Origin of the sequence: Alistipes sp. An116 (genome assembly GCF_002161005.1) — a bacterium.
Classification (GTDB): Bacteria; Bacteroidota; Bacteroidia; order Bacteroidales; family Rikenellaceae; genus Alistipes; species Alistipes megaguti.
This window is the reverse complement of sequence record NZ_NFLR01000022.1, coordinates 18238-42158: the sequence shown is the minus strand read 5'-3', so window position 1 is coordinate 42158 and position 23921 is coordinate 18238. Positions and strand designations below refer to the sequence as shown.

General features: G+C 56.4%; 17 protein-coding genes and 1 pseudogene. 3 read left to right on the top strand and 15 right to left on the bottom strand.

All coding sequences use genetic code 11. From position 1 onward, the window contains the following. The 6 genes from B5E60_RS11815 to B5E60_RS11795 all read right to left on the bottom strand — a co-directional run. The coding region (locus B5E60_RS11815; RefSeq protein WP_143260750.1) for a ParB/RepB/Spo0J family partition protein at positions 1-731 on the bottom strand (731 nt) is incomplete at its 3' end. A 434-nt stretch (positions 732-1165) separates the two neighbouring features. Continuing rightward, positions 1166-1765 carry a hypothetical protein gene (locus B5E60_RS13815; protein WP_143260749.1) on the bottom strand — a complete coding sequence of 200 codons (600 nt, stop codon included), beginning with the start codon at positions 1763-1765 and terminating at the stop codon, positions 1166-1168. 15 nt (positions 1766-1780) lie between these two features. Then, positions 1781-4282: an HD domain-containing protein gene (locus B5E60_RS11810; protein ID WP_143260748.1), complete on the bottom strand. Its 2502-nt coding sequence runs from the start codon at positions 4280-4282 to the stop codon at positions 1781-1783. Between the two features lie 496 nt (positions 4283-4778). Further along, a complete protein-coding gene (locus B5E60_RS11805) occupies positions 4779-5000 on the bottom strand; it encodes a hypothetical protein (protein WP_087311868.1) in 222 nt (73 codons plus the stop codon). 224 nt (positions 5001-5224) lie between these two features. Beyond that, positions 5225-5587: a hypothetical protein gene (locus B5E60_RS11800; protein WP_087311866.1), complete on the bottom strand. Its 363-nt coding sequence runs from the start codon at positions 5585-5587 to the stop codon at positions 5225-5227. An 11-nt stretch (positions 5588-5598) separates the two neighbouring features. Further along, the gene (locus tag B5E60_RS11795) at positions 5599-5895 is read right to left on the bottom strand and encodes a helix-turn-helix domain-containing protein (RefSeq protein ID WP_239403329.1); all 297 of its coding nucleotides are present in this window, start codon (positions 5893-5895) and stop codon (positions 5599-5601) included. A 179-nt stretch (positions 5896-6074) separates the two neighbouring features. On the opposite strand from B5E60_RS11795, the gene B5E60_RS11790 reads away from it, so the two are divergent. Then, the gene (locus B5E60_RS11790) at positions 6075-7007 is read left to right on the top strand and encodes a Fic family protein (RefSeq protein WP_342394926.1); all 933 of its coding nucleotides are present in this window, start codon (positions 6075-6077) and stop codon (positions 7005-7007) included. A 365-nt stretch (positions 7008-7372) separates the two neighbouring features. After that, the gene (locus B5E60_RS14360) at positions 7373-7495 is read left to right on the top strand and encodes a hypothetical protein (RefSeq protein ID WP_262481286.1); all 123 of its coding nucleotides are present in this window, start codon (positions 7373-7375) and stop codon (positions 7493-7495) included. 147 nt (positions 7496-7642) lie between these two features. Here B5E60_RS14360 and B5E60_RS11785 read toward each other — a convergent pair whose 3' ends face one another. The 9 genes and pseudogenes from B5E60_RS11785 to B5E60_RS11745 form a co-directional block, all read right to left on the bottom strand. Further along, positions 7643-8953: a Na+/H+ antiporter NhaC family protein gene (locus tag B5E60_RS11785; protein WP_087311862.1), complete on the bottom strand. Its 1311-nt coding sequence runs from the start codon at positions 8951-8953 to the stop codon at positions 7643-7645. A gap of 415 nt (positions 8954-9368) precedes the next feature. After that, positions 9369-11321 carry a BACON domain-containing protein gene (locus B5E60_RS11780; RefSeq protein ID WP_087311860.1) on the bottom strand — a complete coding sequence of 651 codons (1953 nt, stop codon included), beginning with the start codon at positions 11319-11321 and terminating at the stop codon, positions 9369-9371. 111 nt (positions 11322-11432) lie between these two features. Further along, positions 11433-13397 (bottom strand): BT_3987 domain-containing protein, encoded by a 1965-nt coding sequence (locus B5E60_RS11775; RefSeq protein ID WP_087311858.1) that lies wholly within the window; start codon positions 13395-13397, stop codon positions 11433-11435. An 83-nt stretch (positions 13398-13480) separates the two neighbouring features. Beyond that, positions 13481-14773, bottom strand: a complete 1293-nt coding sequence (locus B5E60_RS11770; RefSeq protein ID WP_087311876.1) for a DUF1735 and LamG domain-containing protein — start codon at positions 14771-14773, stop codon at positions 13481-13483. Positions 14774-14781: 8 nt separating this feature from the next. Next, complete coding sequence (locus tag B5E60_RS11765) at positions 14782-15786, bottom strand: glycoside hydrolase family 18 (protein WP_162611635.1); 1005 nt, start codon at positions 15784-15786, stop codon at positions 14782-14784. Between the two features lie 39 nt (positions 15787-15825). Next, a complete protein-coding gene (locus B5E60_RS11760; protein WP_087311854.1) occupies positions 15826-17469 on the bottom strand; it encodes a SusD/RagB family nutrient-binding outer membrane lipoprotein in 1644 nt (547 codons plus the stop codon). 13 nt (positions 17470-17482) lie between these two features. Then, a pseudogene (locus B5E60_RS11755) lies at positions 17483-20858 on the bottom strand (SusC/RagA family TonB-linked outer membrane protein). 120 nt (positions 20859-20978) lie between these two features. After that, complete coding sequence (locus B5E60_RS11750) at positions 20979-21953, bottom strand: FecR domain-containing protein (protein WP_087311850.1); 975 nt, start codon at positions 21951-21953, stop codon at positions 20979-20981. Positions 21954-22201: 248 nt separating this feature from the next. Then, positions 22202-22798, bottom strand: a complete 597-nt coding sequence (locus B5E60_RS11745; protein ID WP_232009179.1) for an RNA polymerase sigma-70 factor — start codon at positions 22796-22798, stop codon at positions 22202-22204. Positions 22799-23060: 262 nt separating this feature from the next. On the opposite strand from B5E60_RS11745, the gene B5E60_RS11740 reads away from it, so the two are divergent. Further along, entirely contained in the window at positions 23061-23648 is a 588-nt protein-coding gene (locus tag B5E60_RS11740) for an FUSC family protein (protein WP_162608281.1), read from the top strand. Positions 23649-23921 lie beyond the last annotated feature (273 nt).

The following is a 23921-nucleotide window of genomic DNA, read 5'->3' as shown; positions in this document are numbered from 1 at the left end:
CGCCGGGCAATCTCCCGGATCCGGGCATTCTTCCACGACAGGCGGCAGCCGTCCGAGAAATGCTCCTCGTAGACCTCCTGCTGGACCGCCGCATCGTATTTCGCAATCTCGGTGGCGACACCAACCGAAATCTCCTCCCGGTCGAGCTGCTCGGCAAGGGCTTCGATCAGATCACAGAGTTTCAATCGGGAGCGGATGTAGGCCTCGGATTTCCCGAACTTCCCGACCAGGCTTTCGATCGTATGACGTCCCGATTCCAGTGCCCGTTTGTAGGCCGCAGCCTCCTCGCGAGGTGTAACGTCCTCACGCTGGAGGTTCTCCGTAATGGCGGCATCCTCGGCTTCGGCATCCGTCAACTCCCGAACAAGGGCCGGAATGAATTGCAGTCCCGCCATCGCTGCGGCCCAATAGCGCCGTTCGCCATAGACAATCTCAAAACCGCCCTCTTTGGGCCGGACGCAAATCGGTTGCAGAACCCCGACCTGGCGGATGCTGTCGGCAAGTTCCTGCAAGATCTCCGAGCGGAAATCCTTGCGGGGATTGTAGGTGCTGCTGACAATCTTGTTCAAATCCAGCAACTGAATGGCCGGAGCGGGTTGCTGTTCCGCAGTCCCGGAATTGGAGGCAGCCTGCGACGATTCCTGCACGTCGGGATTCGGATTCGAAGGGGCGGCTTTCGATGCTTTGGCCCGGCCTTTCTTCGTTTTCGGTTCTTGCTTGGAAGTCTGCATAACATCAAACAGTTTTTACCGTGTGTCTCACGTTTCTGGGACCATGCAATCCCAGCAGACTGCATAGCCAATGAAATAATTATGTTATGAGGACTTATTCCCGACGCGGTCGGTTGCCTCGGGAAGAGACGCAGTCATGCGGCGACGTCGGAGCGGCGAAAAATACCGCAGCCCCGGCAAGGATGATTTTTCGTCCGAGGACGGCGGGCCGCTCGCGGCCTTCCGCATGACTATTTTCCCCGACGGCAACCGGGAAGAAAGAATCATTGATAGAAATTTGACAAATATGATGGAATCAAACAAGATGCGATATGACAGCAGTAATGGATGATTATAAGTATTTCGGACTAATAAAAGAGGGGAGACTAATTAGCCCCCCCCTATTCTATAAAAATTAGTTATTGCTTGACCAGATTTCAACAAACTAAAGCTCTTCAACTACGGAATGCTTTATCTCCTTCTTTTTCCTTTTTCTGAGAGACAAAATCGTATATCAATGATACATAATCGTCTACTATTTGCTCATCCGTTACTTTTTCATTTATATTATACTCTTTAATAATTTGCATCATAAATGGAGTAAGATAGGTATGTATATTTTGACGAATATCTTTTTTCGCATCCTCTTCTGACTTACCTTTTAATTTGTCAACCAAATCTTTGGACTCTTTCCTATTAGAGAAAGGAGAATATATGCAGGTTTGACTATAACGAGGGTATTGCTCAAATCCTGAAATAAAATTACGCTTCACAATTATATTGGGATATTTTTGCCAACCATAGATTGTACTACGAGAACATCCAAATGATTGATTTGCCTCCAGAGCTAATACATATTCATCTATCGCGTCAATACTTGTTTTGTCAATGCTTGTTTTCTCTGGGTTCTTTCTCTTCTCCAATTTATAAATTTGACATTCCTTATCGTATTTAATAACACTAGAACAAATATACGTAGATACTAATGATTCATAGAGATACGAATCCCCCCATAAAACTATGTGGCCATCAAGTTTCTCAGAGCATTTCTTCATGATCTCATTTTTTGTCTACTCCTGAATAATATTTGCCCCATCTGTTTTAAACCCCGTTACCCACAATAAAGAATCAGCTGTTAATAAACAATCTGCTGTGATGGCGAATCCATTATACGAAGCCATAACAGCAGGAAGTTTATACTCGGACAACTTACTAACACATTGATTAACACATAATTCGTAAGCAAACCGCGATAATACATAATTAAAATATTGAGTCAATAAATTCTTCTTATCTTTAGCTAGCTCTTCAATAAAAACAGGTTCTATGAGTTTTAAGAATTCCGGTAGTAAATCAGATAATAAAGTTTTTGTAATCCATTTTCTACCACTATAAGTAAGATTATCTCGCGATAAATCTACCACTTTATCCGTAGACTGACTACATAGATTCCATTCAAAACCCAAATATGCGGTTTTATAAAAATTAAATTTTGCATTTGAAACTAATACATCTCGTAATAGTAATCTCTGTGATAACTCATACGTTTTTAATCTGTCATTAAACCAGAATTCAAACTTAGAACCATACATTCTTTCATAGATGGTAAAGACAAGAATATTATCCTGATAATTAAAAGAGTACCTATAGTCATCCTTATCATCATAATACTTATCCTTCTCTTCATTTACTTTGTAATTCTCAAAACCCCGATCCATATTGGGCGTACTATATTTAAAGTACGAACTTTCCACGGAGCTAAATGTGTCTCTTACAAATTTATCTATTTTAGCCAGATACAAGCTATCACCATCACCCTTGAAGACATCCGTTGTTTCTAGAATATCAAAACTAAATGATGAGCCAAACAATTCTGCAAATTTCTCTTTCGGAATGTCAACCTTAATTGTAGTACCTCGCTTCCTTCCTATATTTTCTTTTACAATTGAACTATATTGACCGTCTGCCGCAGATCTAAAGATTATCCTTTTTGAGGTTTCTCCTACATAATAATAATAGGTTTCAACCTCAAACGTAGGTGCCACAAAAAATATTGATTGCATGCCAATTCCAAAAACGGCGGTTGGCTTTAAGAAATATCGCATATCACGATATGTGGTCTGATAATTCAGATCATTATTATGACTGTCTCCAACAAAATTTGTCATCCTTAACAAAGAGGCTTCCGATATGCCGGTTCCATAATCAATACACTCAAACCGAAGCACTTTCTTTTGCTCATCCTTCCACTTGATCTGCAATTCTACTGGATATCGTTTATATATAAAAGCATCTATATCATTAGGAAACTTAATTGAGTCAACATCCAAATCATAAGATCCAGACTGAATATCATTCCACAACTGCATCTTACTTGCATCAAATGCATTTTGAACGATTTCTCGAATGAAAACAAAACCTGGTTCTTTATATATCCCTCCACCTTTAAGAATACTAAAGATTTTTTCTTGAGACATAGAGAACCTTAAATTCAGTAGATCCGGATTACATTGTATTCCATTATACAGTATTTTTATACTACCTTTACTGATTATTGGAGGCAGGCCTCCTAAATCGCCAGGTGCAATATTGGTCCATTCTCTACTCTGGTTGCTTACTTCCTCTTCCAGCCAATCGAACCAATTTCTTGAAATACGATAGACCTCTTCATTTGGGCAGTCTAACTCCGCTTCAATAGCATTAGGCGATATCAACATATGCTTCACAGAGAGGTGCTTCTGCTCATGCGCTTTTGATTGTTCGGGAATGGCCTTCAGCATGACCTTTGAGTAGGCATTAAAACGATTATTGTCAAAATCCAATAAATCACCAAGCCTAATCATATAGGCGATAAAACGAGGATGAATATAATCGCCTCTATAGCCATTAGCCTCATAATATAATCTCGTCATGACTTCCCCAAAACTCTCGCCATGCAAGAATGCTATATTAGACAGCAGATCCACAAACCTTTTAGGCAATTGTTCTGCATGGAAATTATTCGCTAACTGCTTAAAGGTCCCATTGGTTAATAGATAATCCGCACTTTGCTTTGCATGCTTCGATCTAAAGATCTCAGCTGTTATAATAATTACCGCATTTTTTACCTCCAGAGCCCACTTAAAGTTTTTCAAATCCTGTTCAGTCTCTTTATGATGTATCCGGATAAGCAAACTAGCGGCTCTTGCAATTACAGGATCTGCATTACCCGCAAACTTTTCCAATACTGCTTTAAAGTTCTCCTTCTCCCACTCTGTCTCAACAATATTATACATCAGGATCATACCTATATCGTGAGTTAATCCTGCCATCAAAATAAGAAAAGTATCAGAGGCACTTAATCTTTTAATACGATCCTCACCCAAAAAACATTGAATGTTATCAATTATAGTCATAGAATGACTAATATCATGGACGCTATAGTGCGGAAAAGACATTGATATCAGGTTTAACCCGTTGGTAAGATTTCTTTTATTTAAATCCCATATCGAGTATAACACCTCATAATCTTGATCTTGAGAGGCTAAACATTTAAGATGGTATTCTAATGTATATTTTTTATTATCTTCCATTTTCTAATATCTAATTTAATGATTGAAATTTAGACTACTCAATACCTCTTATCAGAATATAAGCTCTATTAGACCACCAGCCAATTTAGAGTTTTATCTGACCGTATCCAACAAATGTAATAAATTCGGCCCTAAGAATCAAGATATCTGTTTAAATCCTACTCAAACAAATAACAAAAGATGGGTTGCTGTATTTAATTTATCGCCACTTTCCATAGACATAGATATTCCGCTCAAGATAGAGCGTGCGCAGGTCATAAGAGATGACCCACAGACATAACGAGCGGTCGCCTCGAAGACTGAATGTCAAATCACGGAAAGCTGCTTTCGGGAAGCGGACGTCCTGCGTGTAGAATCGCCCCTTGTAACCCGTAGGCGTCGCTTCACACAAGTAGACGCTAAAAGTACGAAACAACCAGCGGAGAATCCTCCGCCGGTTCTCGGGGTACAGGCTCTCGACATAAAAGCGATGGTAGCAAATCATCTCCTGCTGCTGTCAACGTAAACGATACCTCCGGGCAAAATAGGCGACAACTCCCGGAATGTGCTTTTTGTAGTAGGGCTGATTTTCCCGGCACCACGCGGCAAGTTCCTGCTTCGTGGTAAAGGGACGGCGCCAGCTGCGCCCCGACATAATACGATCCAACTCGGGAGCCAAACGCTCGACAAAATCTCCAACGGTCCAGCCTTCCCAGATGTGCTTCTGAAGGTCAATCATACCAAATCCATTTTGAAGTTTGACATACGGTTTTAGAACCGGCCCATCCAGAAATGGAAGGTGCCGGCCACGGGCCGATACACAGCGGCGGGACCAACCGGAGGTCCTTTTCGGACGATACAACCCCGATGGGTGGAGATCGTGCGAAAAGGGACTTCGAGGTGCAGGCACGACGCTATCTTGGCCCGAGGTCGGCACTTGTGGAATAACCTTCTACCCCACTGTCAAACTCTTTGCTCATCCGGTCCGACCACAATCCGGGGTGTACGCCGCAGCGCATTTTGCAGGTTGCGCTGGTTAATCCGGTAAACGAGCATCAGCAGATCATAGGCGCTGTACAGGAATTGCCGCCGATAGATCTTGGGGCGAATCAGCCGTTTTTGGCGGTAACGGGTCAGCGTTTCAGGGCGAATGTCGAGGACTTCGCAGGCCGCATCGGCCGTCAGGAAGAGCGGCTCGTCGCTTTGACTGCACAGGTATTCAAAAAGCAGCAAGCCCTTGCTCAAAAGAAAGTTCGTCTTGATGAGACGTTCGAGCTGTTCGGAGGGCACAAGCCGATAGATGCGGGGATTTTGTTTGGTTTCCATAGGTAACAGATTTATTGATTCAACGATTCGAGTTTTCCGCGGCGGCGCATCTTGCGGATGAACTCCTGCACCTCGGAGAGTAGGTACATGCGTCGGGTTCCGATGTTGAAGCCGACGAGCAGCCCCTGTTCGCGGAAGCGGCGCACCTGGCGTTCGCTCTGGCGGAGCAACTGGCAGACCTCCGCAAAATCGAGGATCGGATCGCCTTCGAGCTGGCTCCGGTGATCCTTCATGAAGTGTACGATCTCGAGGACCTCTTCGACCGTCCGCAGAATGCGGGACAGGTCATCCGTGTGTTGATTTTCCACCTTTGTCGGGTTTGGTTTCCACGGCAAAAATGGAACAACCCCAGCACTCGTTTATCAGTGTTTGAATCAATTATATGTTTTTCCAGATCCGAAACCCGGACAACACTTGCCTTCGGCAGTCCATCAGAGAGCAGAACAAAATCCCCACAACTTGCCGGTATCGGCAAAAATCATTATATTTGGGTCGGAAATCGGCCGTTTCACTTGCCGATACGACGTTTGGTTATGGAGTCATTTCAGTCGCGGCATTCGCCGCAAAGCACGGCATCGCGGAGCGCACGGCCCGCAACTACTGCGCCTCGGGAAAGATCGAGGGAGCCTTCTTGACGGGCAAGACCTGGAACATTCCGGCGGATGCCGCATTGCCCAGTCGCAAGCCGCGAGCCGGGCATATCATGCCGCTGTTGAAGGTGTTGCGCGAGCAGAAGACGATGCGTCACAAGGGTGGCATCTACCACCGCACGCAGATAGACCTTACCTATAACTCAAACCACATCGAGGGCAGCCGGCTGACCCACGACCAGACCCGCCACATCTTCGAGACCGACACGGTGGGCGTCGAAGGCGAGACGCTGCGCGTGGACGATATCCTCGAAACCACGAACCACTTCCGCTGCATCGACACGATCATCGACCGGGCCACGGAGCCGCTCACCGAAGCCTTCATCAAGGAACTGCACGCACAACTCAAGTCCGGCACGTCGGACAGCCGCAAGGAGTGGTTCGCCGTGGGCGACTATAAACGTCTGCCCAACGAGGTCGGCGGCATGGAGACCACGCCTCCCGAAAAGGTACACCGCGAAATGAAGCAACTCTTGGCGGAGTACAACGCCCGGCGGCACAAAATACTCGACGACATTCTCGACCTGCACCAGCGTTTCGAATGCATCCACCCGTTTCAGGACGGCAACGGCCGTGTCGGACGACTCGTGCTATTCAAAGAGTGTCTGGCGGCCGGCATCGTTCCCTTCATCATCACCGACGACCTCAAGATGTTCTACTATCGTGGTCTGCAACAGTGGCCAGCCATACGCGAATATCTGCGTGACACCTGCCTCACAGCGCAAGACAACTACAAGGCGTTGCTCGACTACTTCCGAATCCCCTACTGAACCGCCAGAACAATCTCCAGGCAAATTACACAATCAGAGGGACACAAACGACTACCCGTTGAACTAAATCTTTGATTTATTTATATTTACACGCAGTATACTACTTACAAAAATCGGCAAAAAAATCCGCAGGTTCGTTTCCAATTCGGTTGCAAAATCAGGAAATTTTTCGTAACTTTGTAACAACCAAGTGAATACAAGGGAAAACAGCGAAAATAGGTTGTGGCCGATTCGGTGTATCTAAAAATTTTTACAATCTTAACACGTTGACATATTGGCAATTACGATATGGGGTCAGCTGTCGTATTGCTCAGGTTCACTTCCATTTCGAGCCGGTCGAACGGGAATTTCTCGAGAAACAGGAGTTGAAAACCATGCTCAACAAGGAGATCACCATCACCCGACTGGCGCAGGCCCGCGGCATCTTCTGTTTCTGCTGCCTGACCGGCTTACCGCCGGGGAGAACGGGGCGTCCCGTCATCGAATAGACTTCGGAAAACCCGGAGAGAGGCGCGCCTCTCTTCCAAAACAGACGGGCTGGAGAAGCGGTTGCTTTCCCGGCCCGTCCATTTTCACTGCGCCGTTCCGGAGCCTGTTTTGCTCCGTTCCCCGGCCTCCGCTTCGGCACCGGCCCGTCAGATGCGCCGCGGATAGTGCCAGAGGATGGCCAGCAGGGTCACCACGCCGAGCACAACCGGATAGTAGAGATAGCGCATGATGGCCAGCGGCGAGAGGCCGGTCAGCCCCGCGGCCATGAGCATCTGCGCCCCGTAGGGCAGCAGCCCCTGCGTGAAGCAGGAGAAGGTGTCCAGCAGACTGGCGCTGCGCCGGCGGCTGACACCGAAACGGTCGGCAATCCGGCGCGCAATGGGACCGACGGTCAGGATGGCGATGGTATTGTTGGCCGTGCAGAGGTTGGCCAGCGAGACCAGCCCCGCGATGGTCCCTTCGGCGCCGCGGCGCCCCGAGATGCGGCGCGTCATGACCGAAATGATCCAGTCGATGCCGCCGTTCAGACGGATCATCTCCAGCAGGCCTCCGGCCAGCAGCGTGATGATGATCAGTTCGCCCATGCCGGTGATTCCACGCCCCATGCCGCCGCACCACTCCATCAACGAGAAGCTGCCCGTCGCCAGCCCGATCACCCCCGACGAAACGATGCCCAGCAACAGAACCTTCATGACGTTCATACCGGCCACGGCCGTCACCAACACCAACAGATAGGGCACGACACGCATCCAGACCACAGGTTCGGGATCGGTCGGGACATGGGCGACGCTTCCCGTGACGAGGTAGATGCCCAAGGTGACAAGGGCCGCCGGGGCGACGATCCGCACGTTGACACGGAACTTGTCGCGCAGGTCGCACTCCTGGGTGCGCGTGGCGGCGATCGTTGTGTCGGAGATGAACGAGAGGTTGTCGCCGAAGAAGGCACCGCCGACGACGATGGCCGTCAGCCAGGCCTCGTTCATGCCGGTCTCACCGGCCAGACCCGCGGCCACGGGGACCAGCGCCACGACCGTTCCGACCGAGGTTCCGATCGAGAACGAGACGAAGCACGAAGCCAGAAACAGCCCCGCGGGAAGGAGACTTCCGGGCAGCAGATGGAGCGTCAGCGCCACGGTGGCATCGACGGCGCCCATGCTGCGGGCCGATTCGGCGAAGGCCCCGGCCAGCACGAAGATCCAGATCATCAGCATGATGTTCGGGTCGGAGGCGCCGCGCGAGAAGTGGCCGATGCGTTCGGCAAAGGGCATGCGGCGCATCACGGCCACGGCGTAGACCGAGGCGGCGATGAAGGCCACCGAGATAGGCATTTTGTAGAAATCGCCGGCCAGCAGCGACACCACAAGGTAACAACCCAGAAAGACCAGCAGCGGGGTCAGGGCAAAGAATCCGCCGCGACGTACGGGCGCCGGATTTATCGGAGAGTTTGTCGTATCCATATTACACGGGCATTGATCGATCGGCCGTACGGCCGATCGGCTGCAAAAATAGGGCAAAAAATCGGGAAGGCCAATTTTCTCCCCGCCCGGCATCGATATCGGCACCGGTACCAGACCACGCCTACTCTACCCTTCCGACCCGCAACCGGCGGTCCGCAGCCGACAGGCCGCAACAGGCAGTCCGCAACAGGCAGTCCGCAACCGGCGGTCCGCAACCGACAGTCCGCAACCGACGGCCCGCAGCCGGCAGTCCGCAACCGGCGGTCCGCAGTCAGCAGTCCGCAGCCGGCAGCCCGCAACCGGCAGTCCGCAACCGGCAGCGGAGCGAAAGCCCTTCCCGACAACAAGACGGCCGGGTCCCGAAAGACCCGGCCGTTCTGCATAGAAACAGGAGAAGACAATACGAATTTCCGTATCAGGGCAGACTCATCTCCACGTAGTTCAGGCCTTTGGTTCCGACCTGGTTGTTGCCCTGCGTGCGGACATCGTGCTCACCCACCATGTTGTTGCCCGAGGGTGAGGAGTCGATCACCGTGTTGCCCGAACCTTCGTTGAGTTTCCAGTAGCCCACCAGACCTTCGGAGTCAACCGGAACCGAATAGAAGTGATTCTCGGAGTTGATCTCCTCCTTCGAGAGGGCGCGATTCCAGATGCGGACCTCGGACATGTATCCAGGGAAGTAACGATCCGCATTGTACGAATATCCGATCCAGAAGGCCCGGCTGTATTCGCTCTCGTAACCGCTATAGGTAACGCCCAGATTCAGCCCGCTGTAGAGCGAGAGGAAGGATTGATAGGCCAGTTCACCGTCGATGTAGAAGTAGACGTTGATGCCGCTCCATACGACGGCGATGTGGTACCAGTGATCCATTTTGTCAAGCGTCAGGGCCGCATCGGTCTTGTTGTCGCTGTAGGTGGCCAGCTGCAGCTGGTTCCAGGCCACGCCGACGTCGCCCATACGCAGCAGGAACTTGCCCTCGATACCCATGATGGTGGAGAGGCTTCCGGACTTGCGCTCCTCCTGGATGTTGACCAATGCCTCCATCGTACCCGCATCCTTGAGGTTGTTCAGCGCCGAGGAGTTCTTCAGCGTCGAGAAATAGGTACGCGACTTGCGCATGTCGGCCACGCACTCGATCAGACCCTTGGGCTTTTGGGTCACCTTGACCGTCACCACCTGCGGTTTGGCATTGTCCGGCGCATTCTTTTCGGTCAGCGTCACCTCGCACTCGCGGGCAGCGCCTTCGGTGAGGGCCGCAACCGAGAAGTGCAGCGCACCCTCCGTATAGCCGTCGAAGGTCAGCCAGCCGTTGCCCGACTCATTGAGTGCGACATCGAACTCGAGGTTCGTCGTCACGGGGATGTCCAGCTTCTGGGCATCGACACTCAGGAAGTAGGCCGGTTTTTCGGTTGCCAGCTGCGGTTTGACCGTCTGGGTAATCTTCAGGGTGGCCTCACCGCTCTTCAGCCCCTTGATCTTGACGGTAGCCTCACGCGGGGCATCGCCGTCGTTCTGGAGCACGGCAAAATAGGCCGTCACCTTGTTTTCCGAGCCATCCTCTGCCGGACGGGCGATCGACCAGGTCAGCCATCCGTCGTCGGCGCCCGTGATTTCGGCCTTCAGGTCGCGGCTGTCAACATTGGTCTTCAGCTCCACGGCTACCCGGTCATCGGCCGTATAGGCCAGCTTCATCTCGCTTTTCGACGTGATCTCGATCAGCTCGGGCTCGACGCCCTGCACCGTAATACGGAAAGCCACCGTCTTGCCACCCATCTTGAAGGTGTAGTCGGCCACCTTCTCCTGTTCGGTCTCGTTGGCCTTGACGTCGAAGATCACCTCGGCGCCATCCTCACCGCTCGTGGCCGAAGGAGTCACGAAGTCCGACTCACCCTCCAGCGTCCAGTTTCCGGAGCTGGTGACCAGCACCGTCACCTTGCCGCCCTCGTGAGAGAGCAGGTTCGAGCCTTCGGGATAGAAGATCTCGAGCTGCTCCTCGCTCTGCGAGGCCATCTTCTTGAGGGTAATCTGCAGGGGGGCGCTCTTCGTACCGCAGGTGAAGGTATAGCTGAAGATCTGATCCACCTCCTTCTCGTTGGCCTTCACGGTGAAGGTCACCACGTCGCCGTCCTTGCCTTCGGTGGCCGAGGGGGTCACATAGTCGTTCGCCTCCCCCTTGAGGGTCCAGGCGCCCGAGCTGGTCACCAGGACGGGGACCTCACCGCCCTTGCTGCCGACGGTGGTTTTCTGGGGATTGATCGAGATGGCATCCTCAACGGGTTGAGGGGTCACCTCCTTGTCGCTGTTGCTGCAGGCTCCGCAGAAGAGGAGTGCCGAAGCTGCGAAAACAAACAATTGGTTCAGTTTCATTTCAGTAGTTTTTGACAAAGTTTGCCTGAATTGGTTTTTGGACCGGTCGGCACCCGTCGCGGGCGGCAATCCGGACCGGGCCGGAAAGCCCCCGGACGGAGACCGTTCCTATCAGTTGATCGGGTGCGGGTTGGGGTCGTAGCTGCCCTCGCCCAGCTTGTTGTAGACGTTCTTGGGATCGAGCACGTTCTGGCCGTAGCAGCCTTGGGCCATGTTGCGGAACTGCTGCAGCGAGTGGGTGCGGTTGTTGCCGACGGTTCCCGTTCCCGAAGGATCGAAGGCGAACCACATGATCCAGCCGTAACCGCGTTCCATGAGCTGTTTTGCACGATCGGCACTCATCGTCTGACTGTAGTTGAGCTGGACGGAGTATCCGGCGCAACCGCTCAGATCCATCCCCTTGACGGGGCTTGCGGCGCCGCCGTAATCGGCGCAGACGTTGTCGACGAACTCACCGGGCTGGTGCTCGACGCCGTCGATGGTCACCGAAGGCAGGCCCGGGCCGATATAGCCCAGATAGTAGAGGTGGATCCAGGTCTCCCAGGGGCAGAGCTCCTTCATGGCCTTTTTCGTCTCATAGAGCAGGCGTGCGGCCTGCTTCGAACTGGGGGCGGTAAACCACTGGGTGGTCGAATAGCCGTAATTCGAATACTCGTCGTCGAAGCCGATACCGTCGAGTTTGTAGTCGTAGCAGATCTGTGCCAGCTCCCTGCCGAACTGTTCGCAACCGTAGTCGCTCAGACCGGCCACACCGGCCTGGTCGTGGTTGCCCAGAATGTCGAGCAGCACCTTGATACCCTTCTTGCGCAGAGGCTGGAGCAGTGTTTCGGAGTTGTCGAGCAGGGCCTGAATGTTGGGGTTGGCCGACATGTAGACCTTCTGCTTCGAGGCATCCCAGTTGATGTTGCCGGCGAAGAGCACCACGGCATCGAAGAAGGGCTGACCGTCCTCGAGCACATACTCCAGGGCATTGAGCGGGTTGCAGTCGTTGACCTCGAAATAGCAGATGTTGCGGATCTTCTTCGAGTTGGCCTTCGAAACGAACAGGTCGACATACGCGGCATCGCTCTTGATGGTCAGGCCTTCGGTCTTGGCCACGGCCTGCAGCGGAATCATGTAGGTGGTCACGTAGGCCAGCTCGTCGCTCGGGCTGACCGTCACCTCGATCGAGGCGGAGGTTTCGCCCTTCTCGATCGTCATGAGGCCGTCGTTGGCCACCGACAGCGCCTCGGCCGGGAAGACCTCATACTCCGTACCGTTGTCGAAGTTGTACTCCTCGACCCGGCGTTCGTCGAAACTGATCATCACCTGAACGTCGTTCGAAACGGCCTTTTCGAGGGTGAAGGTCAGCGTCTTGACCACGGCCTGCGGATTCTCGGCCGGGAATTCGATCTTCAGCTCGTCGGCCGACGAGAGCGAGCCCGTCACGGCCTCGACATCGCCCGAATCGCCGTCACCGGCCTTCTGCGTCACGGCGATCTTCACGCTCTTCTCCCCCTCGGAAGTCGAGACGACGATCTGTCCCACACGGGCGTCGCCCTCGTTATCGAGCGCATTGACCGTCAGCGTATTGCCCTCCCTCGAGGCGGTCATCCAGGCCTCGGGATAGGTGAAGGACCAGTCGGGAGCGTTGGTCGTAACCGTAAGTTTCACGGCCTGATTGCCGGTAGCCTCGAAGGCCAGCGGGTCGGACGGCGCCACACCCAGCACGATCTCACCCTCCTCGACGGCATCCTGCGTCACATTGATGCGTACGGGCTGTGCATTGCCGGCCGAGATGGTGATACGCCCCGGGCGCAGCGACTCGGAGGTATTGGCCTGAGCATTGACCTTGAGGGTGTTACCCTCCTTCACGGTCGTGATCCAGTCGCTCTTCTCGACGCTCCACGACTCGGCGTCGGTTTCGACCGTCAGGACCACGTCCTCGTTGCCGTCAGCCTTGAACGAGATGTCGGACATCGGCTTCACACTAAGCGTGTTCTGCTTGTCGACCTCCTCGGAATCCTTACACGAGACGAATCCCGTCGATGCAATGGCGAACAGAGCCGCCAAAAGCATCCATCCTGTTTTTTTCATCTTTGATTTGGTTGATTAAAGGTTAGTAAACATGATTTTATGAGTTGTCATTGATATTGCGGGCGACCTCATCGGAGACAGGGCTACTCTTCGGGCAGCGCGACGCTCTGCCAGTCGACCTCGCGTTCGGTCTTGAGGTCGAAACCGTTCGAGGTGTAGTCGCGGACGGTTTTTCCCGAGGTGTTGTCGTCGAACTTCCAATAGGCGACCAGCCCTTCGGAGGCGGGGTCGATCTTGTAGAAGTGGTTCGGGGCATTGATCTCGTCGGCCGGGAGGGCGCGGTTCCAGAGACGGACTTCGCTCATGCGGCCGTCGAAGCGGCGCTCGTAGAAGAGGTCGCCGTCGGTCTGCAGCCGGTACGAATGGCCGATCCAGAAGCAGCGGGGCTTGCCGTCGGTTTCATCCGAGTGCGGGATGGCGAAGTTGACCTTGTCGATGAGAGCCGTACGGCCGTCCGCCGCCGAGACCTCGGCACGCTGCGAAACCTTGAGGCGGCCGTCGATGTAGACGGCGACGGTTCCGTGATCGAACGTCACGGCGATGTGGTACCAGCGGAAGGGCTTCAGATCGAACTGGCTGTCGGGCGAGTTGGGGATCCGGTTGCGGGCGGGCGAGGTGTCCTCCTCGGAGATCTTCCGGGCGAAGGCCACCTGCAGCTGGTTGGCGGGGCCGTTGTCGCCCAGACGGATCATGAAGAGATCCTCGACACCCATAATCGTCGAGATCTCGCGATTGAACGAGTTGGCATAGATGAGCGCCTCCATCGTGAAGCTCTCCATATCCTTCACGGCCTGGGTGTCGGCCGTCCATTCGGGCCATGCGCAGTTGTTCTGCATGTCGGCCACGACGTTGATCAGCGCCGCCTTCGAGAAGACGAAATAGAGCGTGCGGGCACTCTCGAGTACGGCCATGCCGTCGGCCGAGGAGATCGTCACCGGCAGCACGTAGCGCTCACGACTGTCGATGGGCAGCCGGTCGAGGTTCTCGAACGAAAAGGCGACGGGGGCACTCTCGACCGCACCGGCCTCGATCGTGGCCGTCACCTCCGAGAAGGTGTAGTAGCCGCCGTCGGCGGGCAGCAGCCGGGCCGAGTCGTCCTCGTAGAACCTCCGGTAACGGTCAACCAGCTCGGGGGCCACGGTGAAGGCCACCCGGATATCCCGCGCCTCAGGCTGCGCCATGGCTACGGTGAGGTTACAGGTTTCGTTTTTGGTGACATCGAGGTTGTCGCGCTTGACGAAGATCTGATCCGCATAGGAGTTTGCGGAGATGAAGACCTTGTTGTCGAAGTGGTATTTGGCCTCCTCGTCGCCCTTGCAGGCGGACAGCGCCAGGGCGGCCATCAGGCATCCTGCGAATGCAAGTCTCTTTTTCATGGTCACAGTCAGTTTTCGGGGTTGGCATTGCCGGCGGCGGGATTCAAAATGGCCATCGCCTCACGGATCCGCTTGTAGGTCGGTTTGTTGAAATAGTCCTCCTGGGCGTTCGAGACGCAGAGTCCGAGTTTGGTGCACTTGACGGTGCTGGACGTCGAGGGGTCCATGACCCACTCGGCGGCCGTCTGCACCGTGGCGCCCACCTGGGCATCCTCGCCGCCGTCGGCCAGCGCCGGCACCGAAGCCTCGAGGATGATGCGGTCACCCGGCACCTCGCCGGTGAGCTGATCGCGCACCTTGCGCGAGATGGAGACCGTAGCCTTGGCATCCTCGGTAAGGATGATCAGGTAGTTGCAGCGCGAGACGAGCGTCTGCCCCTCGATGCGGGCCACATAGGCCGGATAGCCGCGCAGGCAGATCAGCTTGTCGGGGTGCTGTCCGGCCCAGGCGTCGACCGCCAGGATGAAGGGCGTAGCCGGCGAGGCATCGTAACCGCCCAGATAGGAGGCCACGACGCCGTCCAGACCGTATGCCTCGCAGAGGGCCAGCTGACGTTCGGTCTCGGCCTTGCAGTACGAGGCGAAGTGCTCTTCGGTATACTCCTCGCCGGCACCGGCGTCGAGGGCCTCGTCGCGCAGCGTCTCCCAGGCTTCGCGGATGGCGTCGTAGGAGATGACGTTGAGCGTGCGCGTGCCCTTTTCGGCCCGCACCCGGGCCACCTCGCCGACAATCGTCGCATGGAGACCGTCGGCGTGGTTCATGAGCAGGAAGTCCACGCTGTCGGGCATCGACATCGGATGTTGGTTCTGGCGGTTGGGAGCGCCCGGCGTCCCCTCGATGTGCATCATCATCAGGGGGTGTTCCGAGGCCTTGAAGTCACGCAGCGCAGCCAGCGTGGCGGGATCGCTCTGCGACATCTGAGGCAGGAAATCCTTGTTTTCGGGATCCGTCCACTCGCTGCACGAGACCGTCAGGGCCGCGGCAGCCAGGATCGGAAGAAATAGCTGTTTCATGTTACGAAGTTTCATTGGGTTGTTCGACACTTCGGCGGCCTATTTGATCGCCGGGTTGCAGTCCCACCACATGCGGGTGGCCATGTTGTCCGAGCCGCCGAGCAGCTCCACGGCACGGGCGTAGTTTTCGGGGTTGTTGGTCGCCTCGTCGGCCGGATAGGGCATGCGGCGGGCGCCGAGCTCCAGATTGCGGACTCCCTGGGTGTTGTTGCCCACAACGGACTCCACGGCCGGAATCAGATGGGGGAATCCCGTGCGGCGGATGTCGGCCCAGGCCTCGTTGCCCAGGTGGAAGTTGGCGATCCACTTCTGGATGAGGATGCGCTCCTGCATCTCCTCCTTCGAGGCGGCGTCGTTCCAGGCCACGCCCAGCGTCGAGAGCTGCCCGTCATAGGAGGACAATCCGTCGTTGGGGTCGACATAGGGCTGGGGCAGGGTTGTACCGGCCAGGTACTCGTCGACGCCGCCCACACCCCACTGTTCGAACGAGAGGCGCACCCCCTGCTCGTAGAATTCGCGGGCCGTGCCGCCCATCTGCCAGCCGAAGACACCGGCCCCCTCGGCACGCAGGAAGGCCACCTCGGCAGCGTTCATCCACTGCACGGGGGTCGACATGCCGTCGACGAAGTTGACGCCCGAGTAGAGCAGGCCGATGGTGCTCAGGGCCGGAATGACGCCTCCGCGCCGCATGCCGACATACTCCGGAGCATTCTCGCCCGTAAACTGCGCGCGGCTGAAGTACTTCTCGCGCCGGGGATCGTTGTAGCCGTTCATGTAGCAGATGATGTCAGCCGCGGCGTGCGAATCGCCGCCGGTGAGCGAACCGACCGGCGTGTTGTACATGCAGGCCGTGTAGAGCGGATTGCCGTCCTTGCCGAAGGCCAGCGGCGAGAGGGCCGCGTTGTCGTCGTTCGACTGCAGGACGCCGACGGGATGGGCCACGGCCTCCTCGGCAAGCTGCTGCGGGGTGAGCCCCTCCGAGCTGCGGAAATCGGTGTAGACCACACGCATGGCCAGACGCAGCTTCATCGAGTTGGCGAAGCGGCACCATTTGCGGGCCGTACCGTCGAAGACCTGGTCGGTCGTCGAGGTGATGCTGTGGTCGAGGTTTTCGTCGAGCAGGGCGATGGCCTCGTCCAGCTCGTCGAACATCTGCGAGTAGACCTCCGACTGCGAGTCATAGGCCACCTGGATCTTGCCCGTGCTGCCGATCTCGGAGTAGGGAATCGGGCCGTAGGTGTCGGTCACGCGGTTCAGGACGCAGACCTTGACGATCTTCATGATGGCGTGCACCATCGGATCGTCCGAGATGCCCTCGATGTTGGACATGTTGCTGTAGAGCTGCGGGATGACCTTGTCGCTGTAGAGGAAGACGCGGGTCCAGTCGTCCGTAGGGTTGTATTTGGAGATGGTCGACGTCCAGCCGTTGTTGGCGTCGGCGTAGTAGCCGCCCTGCGTGCCGCCCAGCAGGCAGTCGGTGAACTGCGCCGTGTTGACGTCGGTGGAGACCACCGTGCCGAACATGGCCGAGAGTCCCGAAGCGATGGCATAGTCCCTGGCCTCCATCTGCTCCTTGGTGACCTCGTAGGGGTTGCTGTTGATTTCGAGGTAGTTTTTCGTGCAGGCTCCCAGGCAGCACACGGCCGCCAGGGCAAGCGAAGCCTTGATCATATCGTATTTCATCGTGCGACGAGTTTTAGAATTTGAGACGCAGGTTGAATCCGACGCTGCGCAGCGAGGGCATCATGAAGTAGTCGATACCCTGATAGTAGTTGCCCGTAGAGGCGATCGATTCGGGGTCGAACGGCGCCTTGTTGTAGATCATCCACAAGTTGCGGCCCACGAGCGAAAGGGTGATTTCGCAGACGTTGCCCAGCTTCTTCTTCGGGATGGTGTAGCCGATCGAGGCCTCCTGCAGGCGGACGTTCGTGGCCGAATAGGTGTAGAACTGCGGGATGGAGTTACCGCCGGCGATGGCCGAGTACCAGGTGTAGGGGTCGACCACGTCGCCGCCGTTGATCCACACGCCGCCGGCGTCACGCGCCGCGGCCGTCGCCTCCGAAACGCCGTAGAGATCCAGCATGGCCTGCGTGCGCGAGTAGACGATGCCGCCCAGACGCGCCGTCACCATGCAGCCGAACGTGAGGTTCTTCCAGCGGAAGTCGTTGCGCCACGAGAGGTTGGCATCGGGCAGCACCGAGCCGAGCTTGACATACTTGTTGACGTCCTGGATCGTCTCGGTCGAGACGGCGCCCGTCTCGTCGATGTAGATGGCATGGTTCTCGTCGTAGCGCAGGTCGCGGCGCGAGTAGAGGTCGCCCAGCGTACCGCCCTCCTGCAGCAGGAACTGCGCATCGCCCAGACCGCCCATGTTGAGCCGCTCGATCGAGAAGCGCTCGCCCGTGGCGTAGTTGATGACGTTGTTGGCCAGCGAGAGGATGCGGTTGCGGTTGGTCGAGAAGGTGAAGTTCGTCTCCCAGGTGAAGTCACGCCACGTATTCCGGTAGCCGAGCGCCAGTTCGACACCGCGGTTGAGCACGTTTCCCGACTGGATGATGATCGACGAGAAGCCCGTACCGCCCGACAGCTGCGGGTCGAAGGTCTGATTCGAGGTGTGGGAGTTGTAGTAGGTGACGTCGAGGTTGAAGTGGCGCAGGAAGCGCATCGTCAGACCCACCTCGAACGACTTGGTCCGTTCGGGCTTGAGGTGGAAGGCCGGATACTGCGTCTGGGTGTTCCACGACAGACCGCTCTCGTTCCACGAATAGAGCGGGTTGGCGATGTAGCGCTCGAAGGCCACACCCACCGAGGCGTACGATCCGCGGACCTTGACATAGGAGAGGTTCTCGGGCATGTTCGGGATGATCTGCGACAGCACCACCGAAAGGCCCACCGACGGATAGAAGAACGACGAGGCGTTCGAGTGGGGACCGGCCAGCTGCGAGGGCCAGTCGTTGCGGCCCGTGAGCGTGAGGTAGTAGGTGCCCTTGTAACCCACCTCGGCCGAGGCGAAGAGCGACTGCGTCTGCTCGCGCCACCCCTCATCCAGACGCGTCGTCTTGGTCGAATTGCTCAGATTCTGGAGGTTGAAGACGTTGGCCAGCCCCTGCTTCTCGCCCGACGTGCCGTCCGAGATCGGACCGCGGATCTTCATGGCGTCGTTCTTCATGTCGGAGAACGAGGCGCCGATGTTGGCCTGCAGCGACCAGTCGTCGCCGAACGTCTTGTTGATGTTGACCAGCGCATCGCCGTAGACCTGGCGGTCCATCGTCTTCGTCACGCCGTACAGACCGTTCGACGACTGCTCGGTGAGCTGCACGTTCGACGAGGCGTACATCTTCTCGGTGTAGGTGTTGTGCGAGTTGTCGATGCGGATGCGGCCCGAGAGGTTCAGCCAGTCCAACACGTCGTACGACAGCTGGGCGCTGAGCATGTAGCGGTCCTTGCGGTTGCCGCGCAGGTTGCGGTAGTTGGCCCAGTAGGGGTTCTGCATCGTGATGCTGCCGTCGCCCATGGGCCAGTACTGCTTCGAGATCTTGTCCACGGGGTCGTAACGCTCGTACATCTTGATATCCTCCCAGTCGTCGCCGCGCGGGAAGAGGTAGGCGCCCGTCAGCGGGTTGTTATACGTACCCTGGTTGATCATGTTCAGGTCCTTCTGCAGCACGTAGCTGGCGCCGACGTCGAGCTTCATGCGGTCGTTGAGAAACGACGTCGTGTTGCGGAACGTGAAGTTGTAGCGGTCGTAGCTGTTGTTGGGAACAATGCCCTCTGAGTTGACCGCCGCAGCCGACAGATAGGTCTGGTTCTTCTCCGTACCGGTCGAGAGCGAGACGCTCTCGGTGTTGTTGACTCCCGTGCGGAAGTAGTCCGAGCGGGGATCATACCCCATGCGGTTGACCTCGTTGAGGCGTTTGCCCCAGCTGTAGCTGTTGACGTTGATCGGCGTGGTGAGGTTGCCCGTGCCGTAGCGGTTCTGGAACTGCGGCAGCACGAAGGGCGACATCACCTCGACACCGGCCGTGGCGGTGACCGACAGCTGGCCGGCCTGACCGCGTTTGGTCGTCACGACGATGGCGCCGTTGGCCGCATCCGAGCCGTAGAGGGCCGCCGCCGCGGCACCCGTCAGCACCGAGATCGACTCGATGTCCTCGGGGTTGATGTCGGCAATGGGGTCGGTCGTACCCTGCGAGGCGAACTCCGTGCCGCCGTCCTGCGCCTTGGTGAACATCGGCACGCCGTCGATCACGTAGAGCGCATTGGACGACTGCGAGATGGACTTCGTACCGCGCATGACCACCTTCGAGGCGCCGCCCACACCCGACGACGAGGCGTTGATCGTCACACCGGCCACCTTGCCGTTCAGCGAGTTGATGAAGTTGGCATCCTTGTTGGCCACGATCGACTCGGAGTTGACCTGCTGCACGTTATAGGAAAGGGCCTTTTCGGCGCGCTTGATGCCGAGGGCCGTCACCACGACCGACTCCACCTCAACGGCCTCGGGCTTCAGCACGATGTCGAACGTCGAGCGGTTGCCGACGGCCAGCGTCACGGTCTGATAGCCGATAAAACTGACCGACAGCGCGGGTTGTTCGACCGTCGAGGGGATCGTCAGCGTAAACGAGCCGTCGATACCGGTGGTCGTTCCGACGGTCGTGCCGTCGATGAGAACCGTGGCACCGATGACCCCCATACCGTCAGCGTCCTTCACCACACCCGAAACCGTCGAGGGGGGGGGGTACAGCGGCGGGACGCTTCGCCAGAACGATGTTCGGCACGGAGACCCGGTACGTGATGTCCGTATTGCGGAAGAGTTGTGCGAGGGCCTCGTCCAGCGGACGCGCATCAATCCGCAGCGTGACCGTACGCTCCGTATCGATGTCATCGGTATAAAGGAAGAGGAATCCGGTCTGTTTTTCGATTTCGTTCATGACGGTTTTCATCGGGACATTCGTCATGTCGAGCTTCACCGTCACGCTCCGATTCTGGGCCCGGGCGACCGAAAAACCCAAAAATACGGCCAAAACAAGAGTAATCAGGCATTTGACTTGCCTAATACTTGATTTTTTCATAAATTTGTTAAAAGGATAAATAGGTTAGCGATCAAGGTCTGTTTGTCCTTCGATCCGCGGGTGCTGCCACATCCGCGGATTTTTCATGACGTACAGTGGCTTAGAACAAGGGAAAGGGGTTCAATTCATAGGCATTCGGCTTCGTCGGTGAATATAAATGGTATTGGTTTCGTTGTCGTGCGCATAGGTGAAGTCCGAGGTCATCATCTGCAGCAGATCCAGGGCGTGGTCAATGCCATACGAAACGCGGATCTTGCCGTGATAGCGGCGGTCGGTCAGGTTGCCGGGGCCCTCGACGACGATCTGCACGCCGTAGTAGCGTTTGAGTTTGTCGATCACCTCGCCGAAGGTCAGTCCGTTGAGGTTCATCAGACCGTCGACCCAGCGGAAATCGTCCGGATCGGAGATCTTCTCGAGCTGCAGATGGCTGTCGACGAGATTCGCCTCCTCGTTGGGCGAGAGGATCAGGCTCTCGTCGGCATGCTCCCGGTTGCGGATCTTGAGCCGGCCCTCGAGCAGGGCGGCCGAGAAGCTGTGGTTGTCGGCATCGGCCAGAATATTGAACTTCGTGCCGAGCACCTCGGCCTCGCAGGCGAAGGTCTCGACCACGAAGGGCCACGAGGCATCGTGTTCGACCTCGAACATCGCCTCTCCGGAGACTCGGACCTGGCGCCGGCGGGAGGAAAACAGGGTCGGATATTCGAGTGTCGAGCCGGCGTTGAGCCAGACGTGCGAACCGTCGTTGAGGGTCACGGAGATGCTCTGCCCGTTCGGGGCGGTGATGGTCATGAACTCCTGCGAACGCAGATCCATCGCCCGGTGGCTCAGCAACTGCCCGATACCCAGCCCCACCAGCAGTCCGGCGGCGATGCCGGCGCTCCAGCGCAGGGTCCGCCGCCAGCGGGACATCGGACGGCGAAGGGTCGCGGCAGGCTGTTCCGCAGGGCCGAGGAGGATTGCCACGTTCGAGAGGTAATCCAGACGGTCGAGGCGGCGCTGATTTTCGGGCGACGCGTCCAGCCAGTCGAGCACCTCGACGAGCTCCTTTTCCGAGAGCTCGTTGCGCAAATATTTCTGAAGTGTGAGATCGTCCATCTTTTCGGCGTTGTATAAGGATAACAAACAACCGAAGGGGATGAGTAGTAAAAAAAACGATTTTTTTCATTTTCCGGAAAAATCGGCCCTCAGAGCCATTCCGGGGCGGGTTTCGACGGCGAAAAATTTCGGGCCCGGAGATCCGCTTCCCCCCCCTCCGGAGCGAAGAGTCCGGGAGGGACGTTCGGAAAGGGACGATAAAAAAGGAAAGCGGGGACTGTCCGCACCGAAGGGGAGGTCCCGGGCGGTCAGAAGCGGTTCGAAAACAGCCAGAAGATGAGTGTGGCCGGCAAATAGTCCTTCAGCGCCTCGCGCAGAAGATCCAGCGCCCGCCGCATCTCGAAATTGACCCGGCTGACCGTAATGCCCAGCCGGTCGGCGATCTCCTTGTAGGTCAGCCCCTCCTGGCGGCTCAGCAGAAAGACGCGGCGGGTCATCTCGCCCATGCGGGCAATGGCGCCGCCGGACAGCAGGCGGATCTCCTTCGAAAAGATGCGGTCCGGATCGCAGGCCGAGAGCGAGCGCACGTCGGCCATGAGCAGCCGCTGGCGGGTCGAATGGAGATCCTGTTCGGCCAGACGATGACGGAGTTGGGCGTTGAGATGGTTCAGACAGCGGTTCTTGACCGAAGTAAGGATATAGGCCGGAATGTTGATATCGGCGGGCAGACTCTCACGAATCTCCCAAAAGGCCATGAAACTGTCCGAAACGATATCCTCGGCCACGGCGGCATTGCGGACATAACGACACGCTACGGCGACAAAACGGGGTTTGAATTCGGAGAAGAATTGCCCGAATTCGGCAGGAGTAAGCAAGAGTTGCAACCGTCCGTTTTCCATCACCATATGTTTCGTCCGACAAATGAGGTCCCGACTACGTTGTACAGATCCGGCCGCCGAAACCGGGAGGGTCCGAACAGGCCTTCCCATGCGCTTCGACCGGATCTCCAGCAAAGGTAATCTTTTTTTACCAAATGCAACCACTTTTTTACGGCACATACGGGCTGTCATGCCGCTTCATGCAGTTCTCCACTCACAATCAGCAACATATAGACACAACGCGCAGTCCGACGGATTTCCGGCCCGTTTCTTGCAGGGCCATGCGTCGATGACCACCAACCGCCCCACCACCGATACGCCCGCCGCGCGGGAAGCGCTGCTGCGGCGCCTTGCCGGGAGAATCCAGCCCGTCAATGCCGCCGCCACGTGCGTCGGCGTACTGCTGGCCTATCTGGTGGGGACCTACGTCACCGGTCCCTTTCACGCCGCCTCGCACTGGATGGGGGCCATGCTGGCCTGCACGTCGGTGGTGGTCGTGCTGCAGAAGCCCGGACTCAAACAGTCGCTTCCGGTCGGCTGGATGCGCGTGCTGGGGACCTTCATCGGCGCCCTGATCGCCTTCTGCTACCTGAGCATCTGGCACTTCTCCGTCGCCGGAATGCTCCTGACGATCTTCCTGCTCGAGATCGTCAGCATGCTGCTCGGCATCTACGTCAACGGACACATCGCCACCATCACGCTGATCGTCATCCTGCTCATCTCGCAGGAGAACCCCCGCCTGCCACCGGCCATCAACTGCCTGCTGCGTTTTCTGGAGTCGGTCGTCGGCGTGGGGATCGGACTGGGAGTGATGTGGGTCTCGGAGTGGTGGCAGCAACACCGGCAGGCGAAAAACGCCCCGCCGACGGGCGGATAACCCGGTCCGGGCCAGGGAGCGGATAACCGGGCCGGAGCCGGCGACAGAGCCCCCCCAATACGGAACCGCTTCGTCCGCCGCTGCAATCCGGCACGTCCATTTCGCGCGCCGATTTGCATTTTCCGATCCGATTCCCTATATTTGTCCCCGACGGGTCGGCGAACACGCGCGGAATCTGCCGCAGCCCCCCCGTTTGAAAAGAGGTTACGAAATGCCCCGAAGATGATGGCAGCCATGAATCAGATGATGTGTTGTTGTGCAGCGATTGCCAAT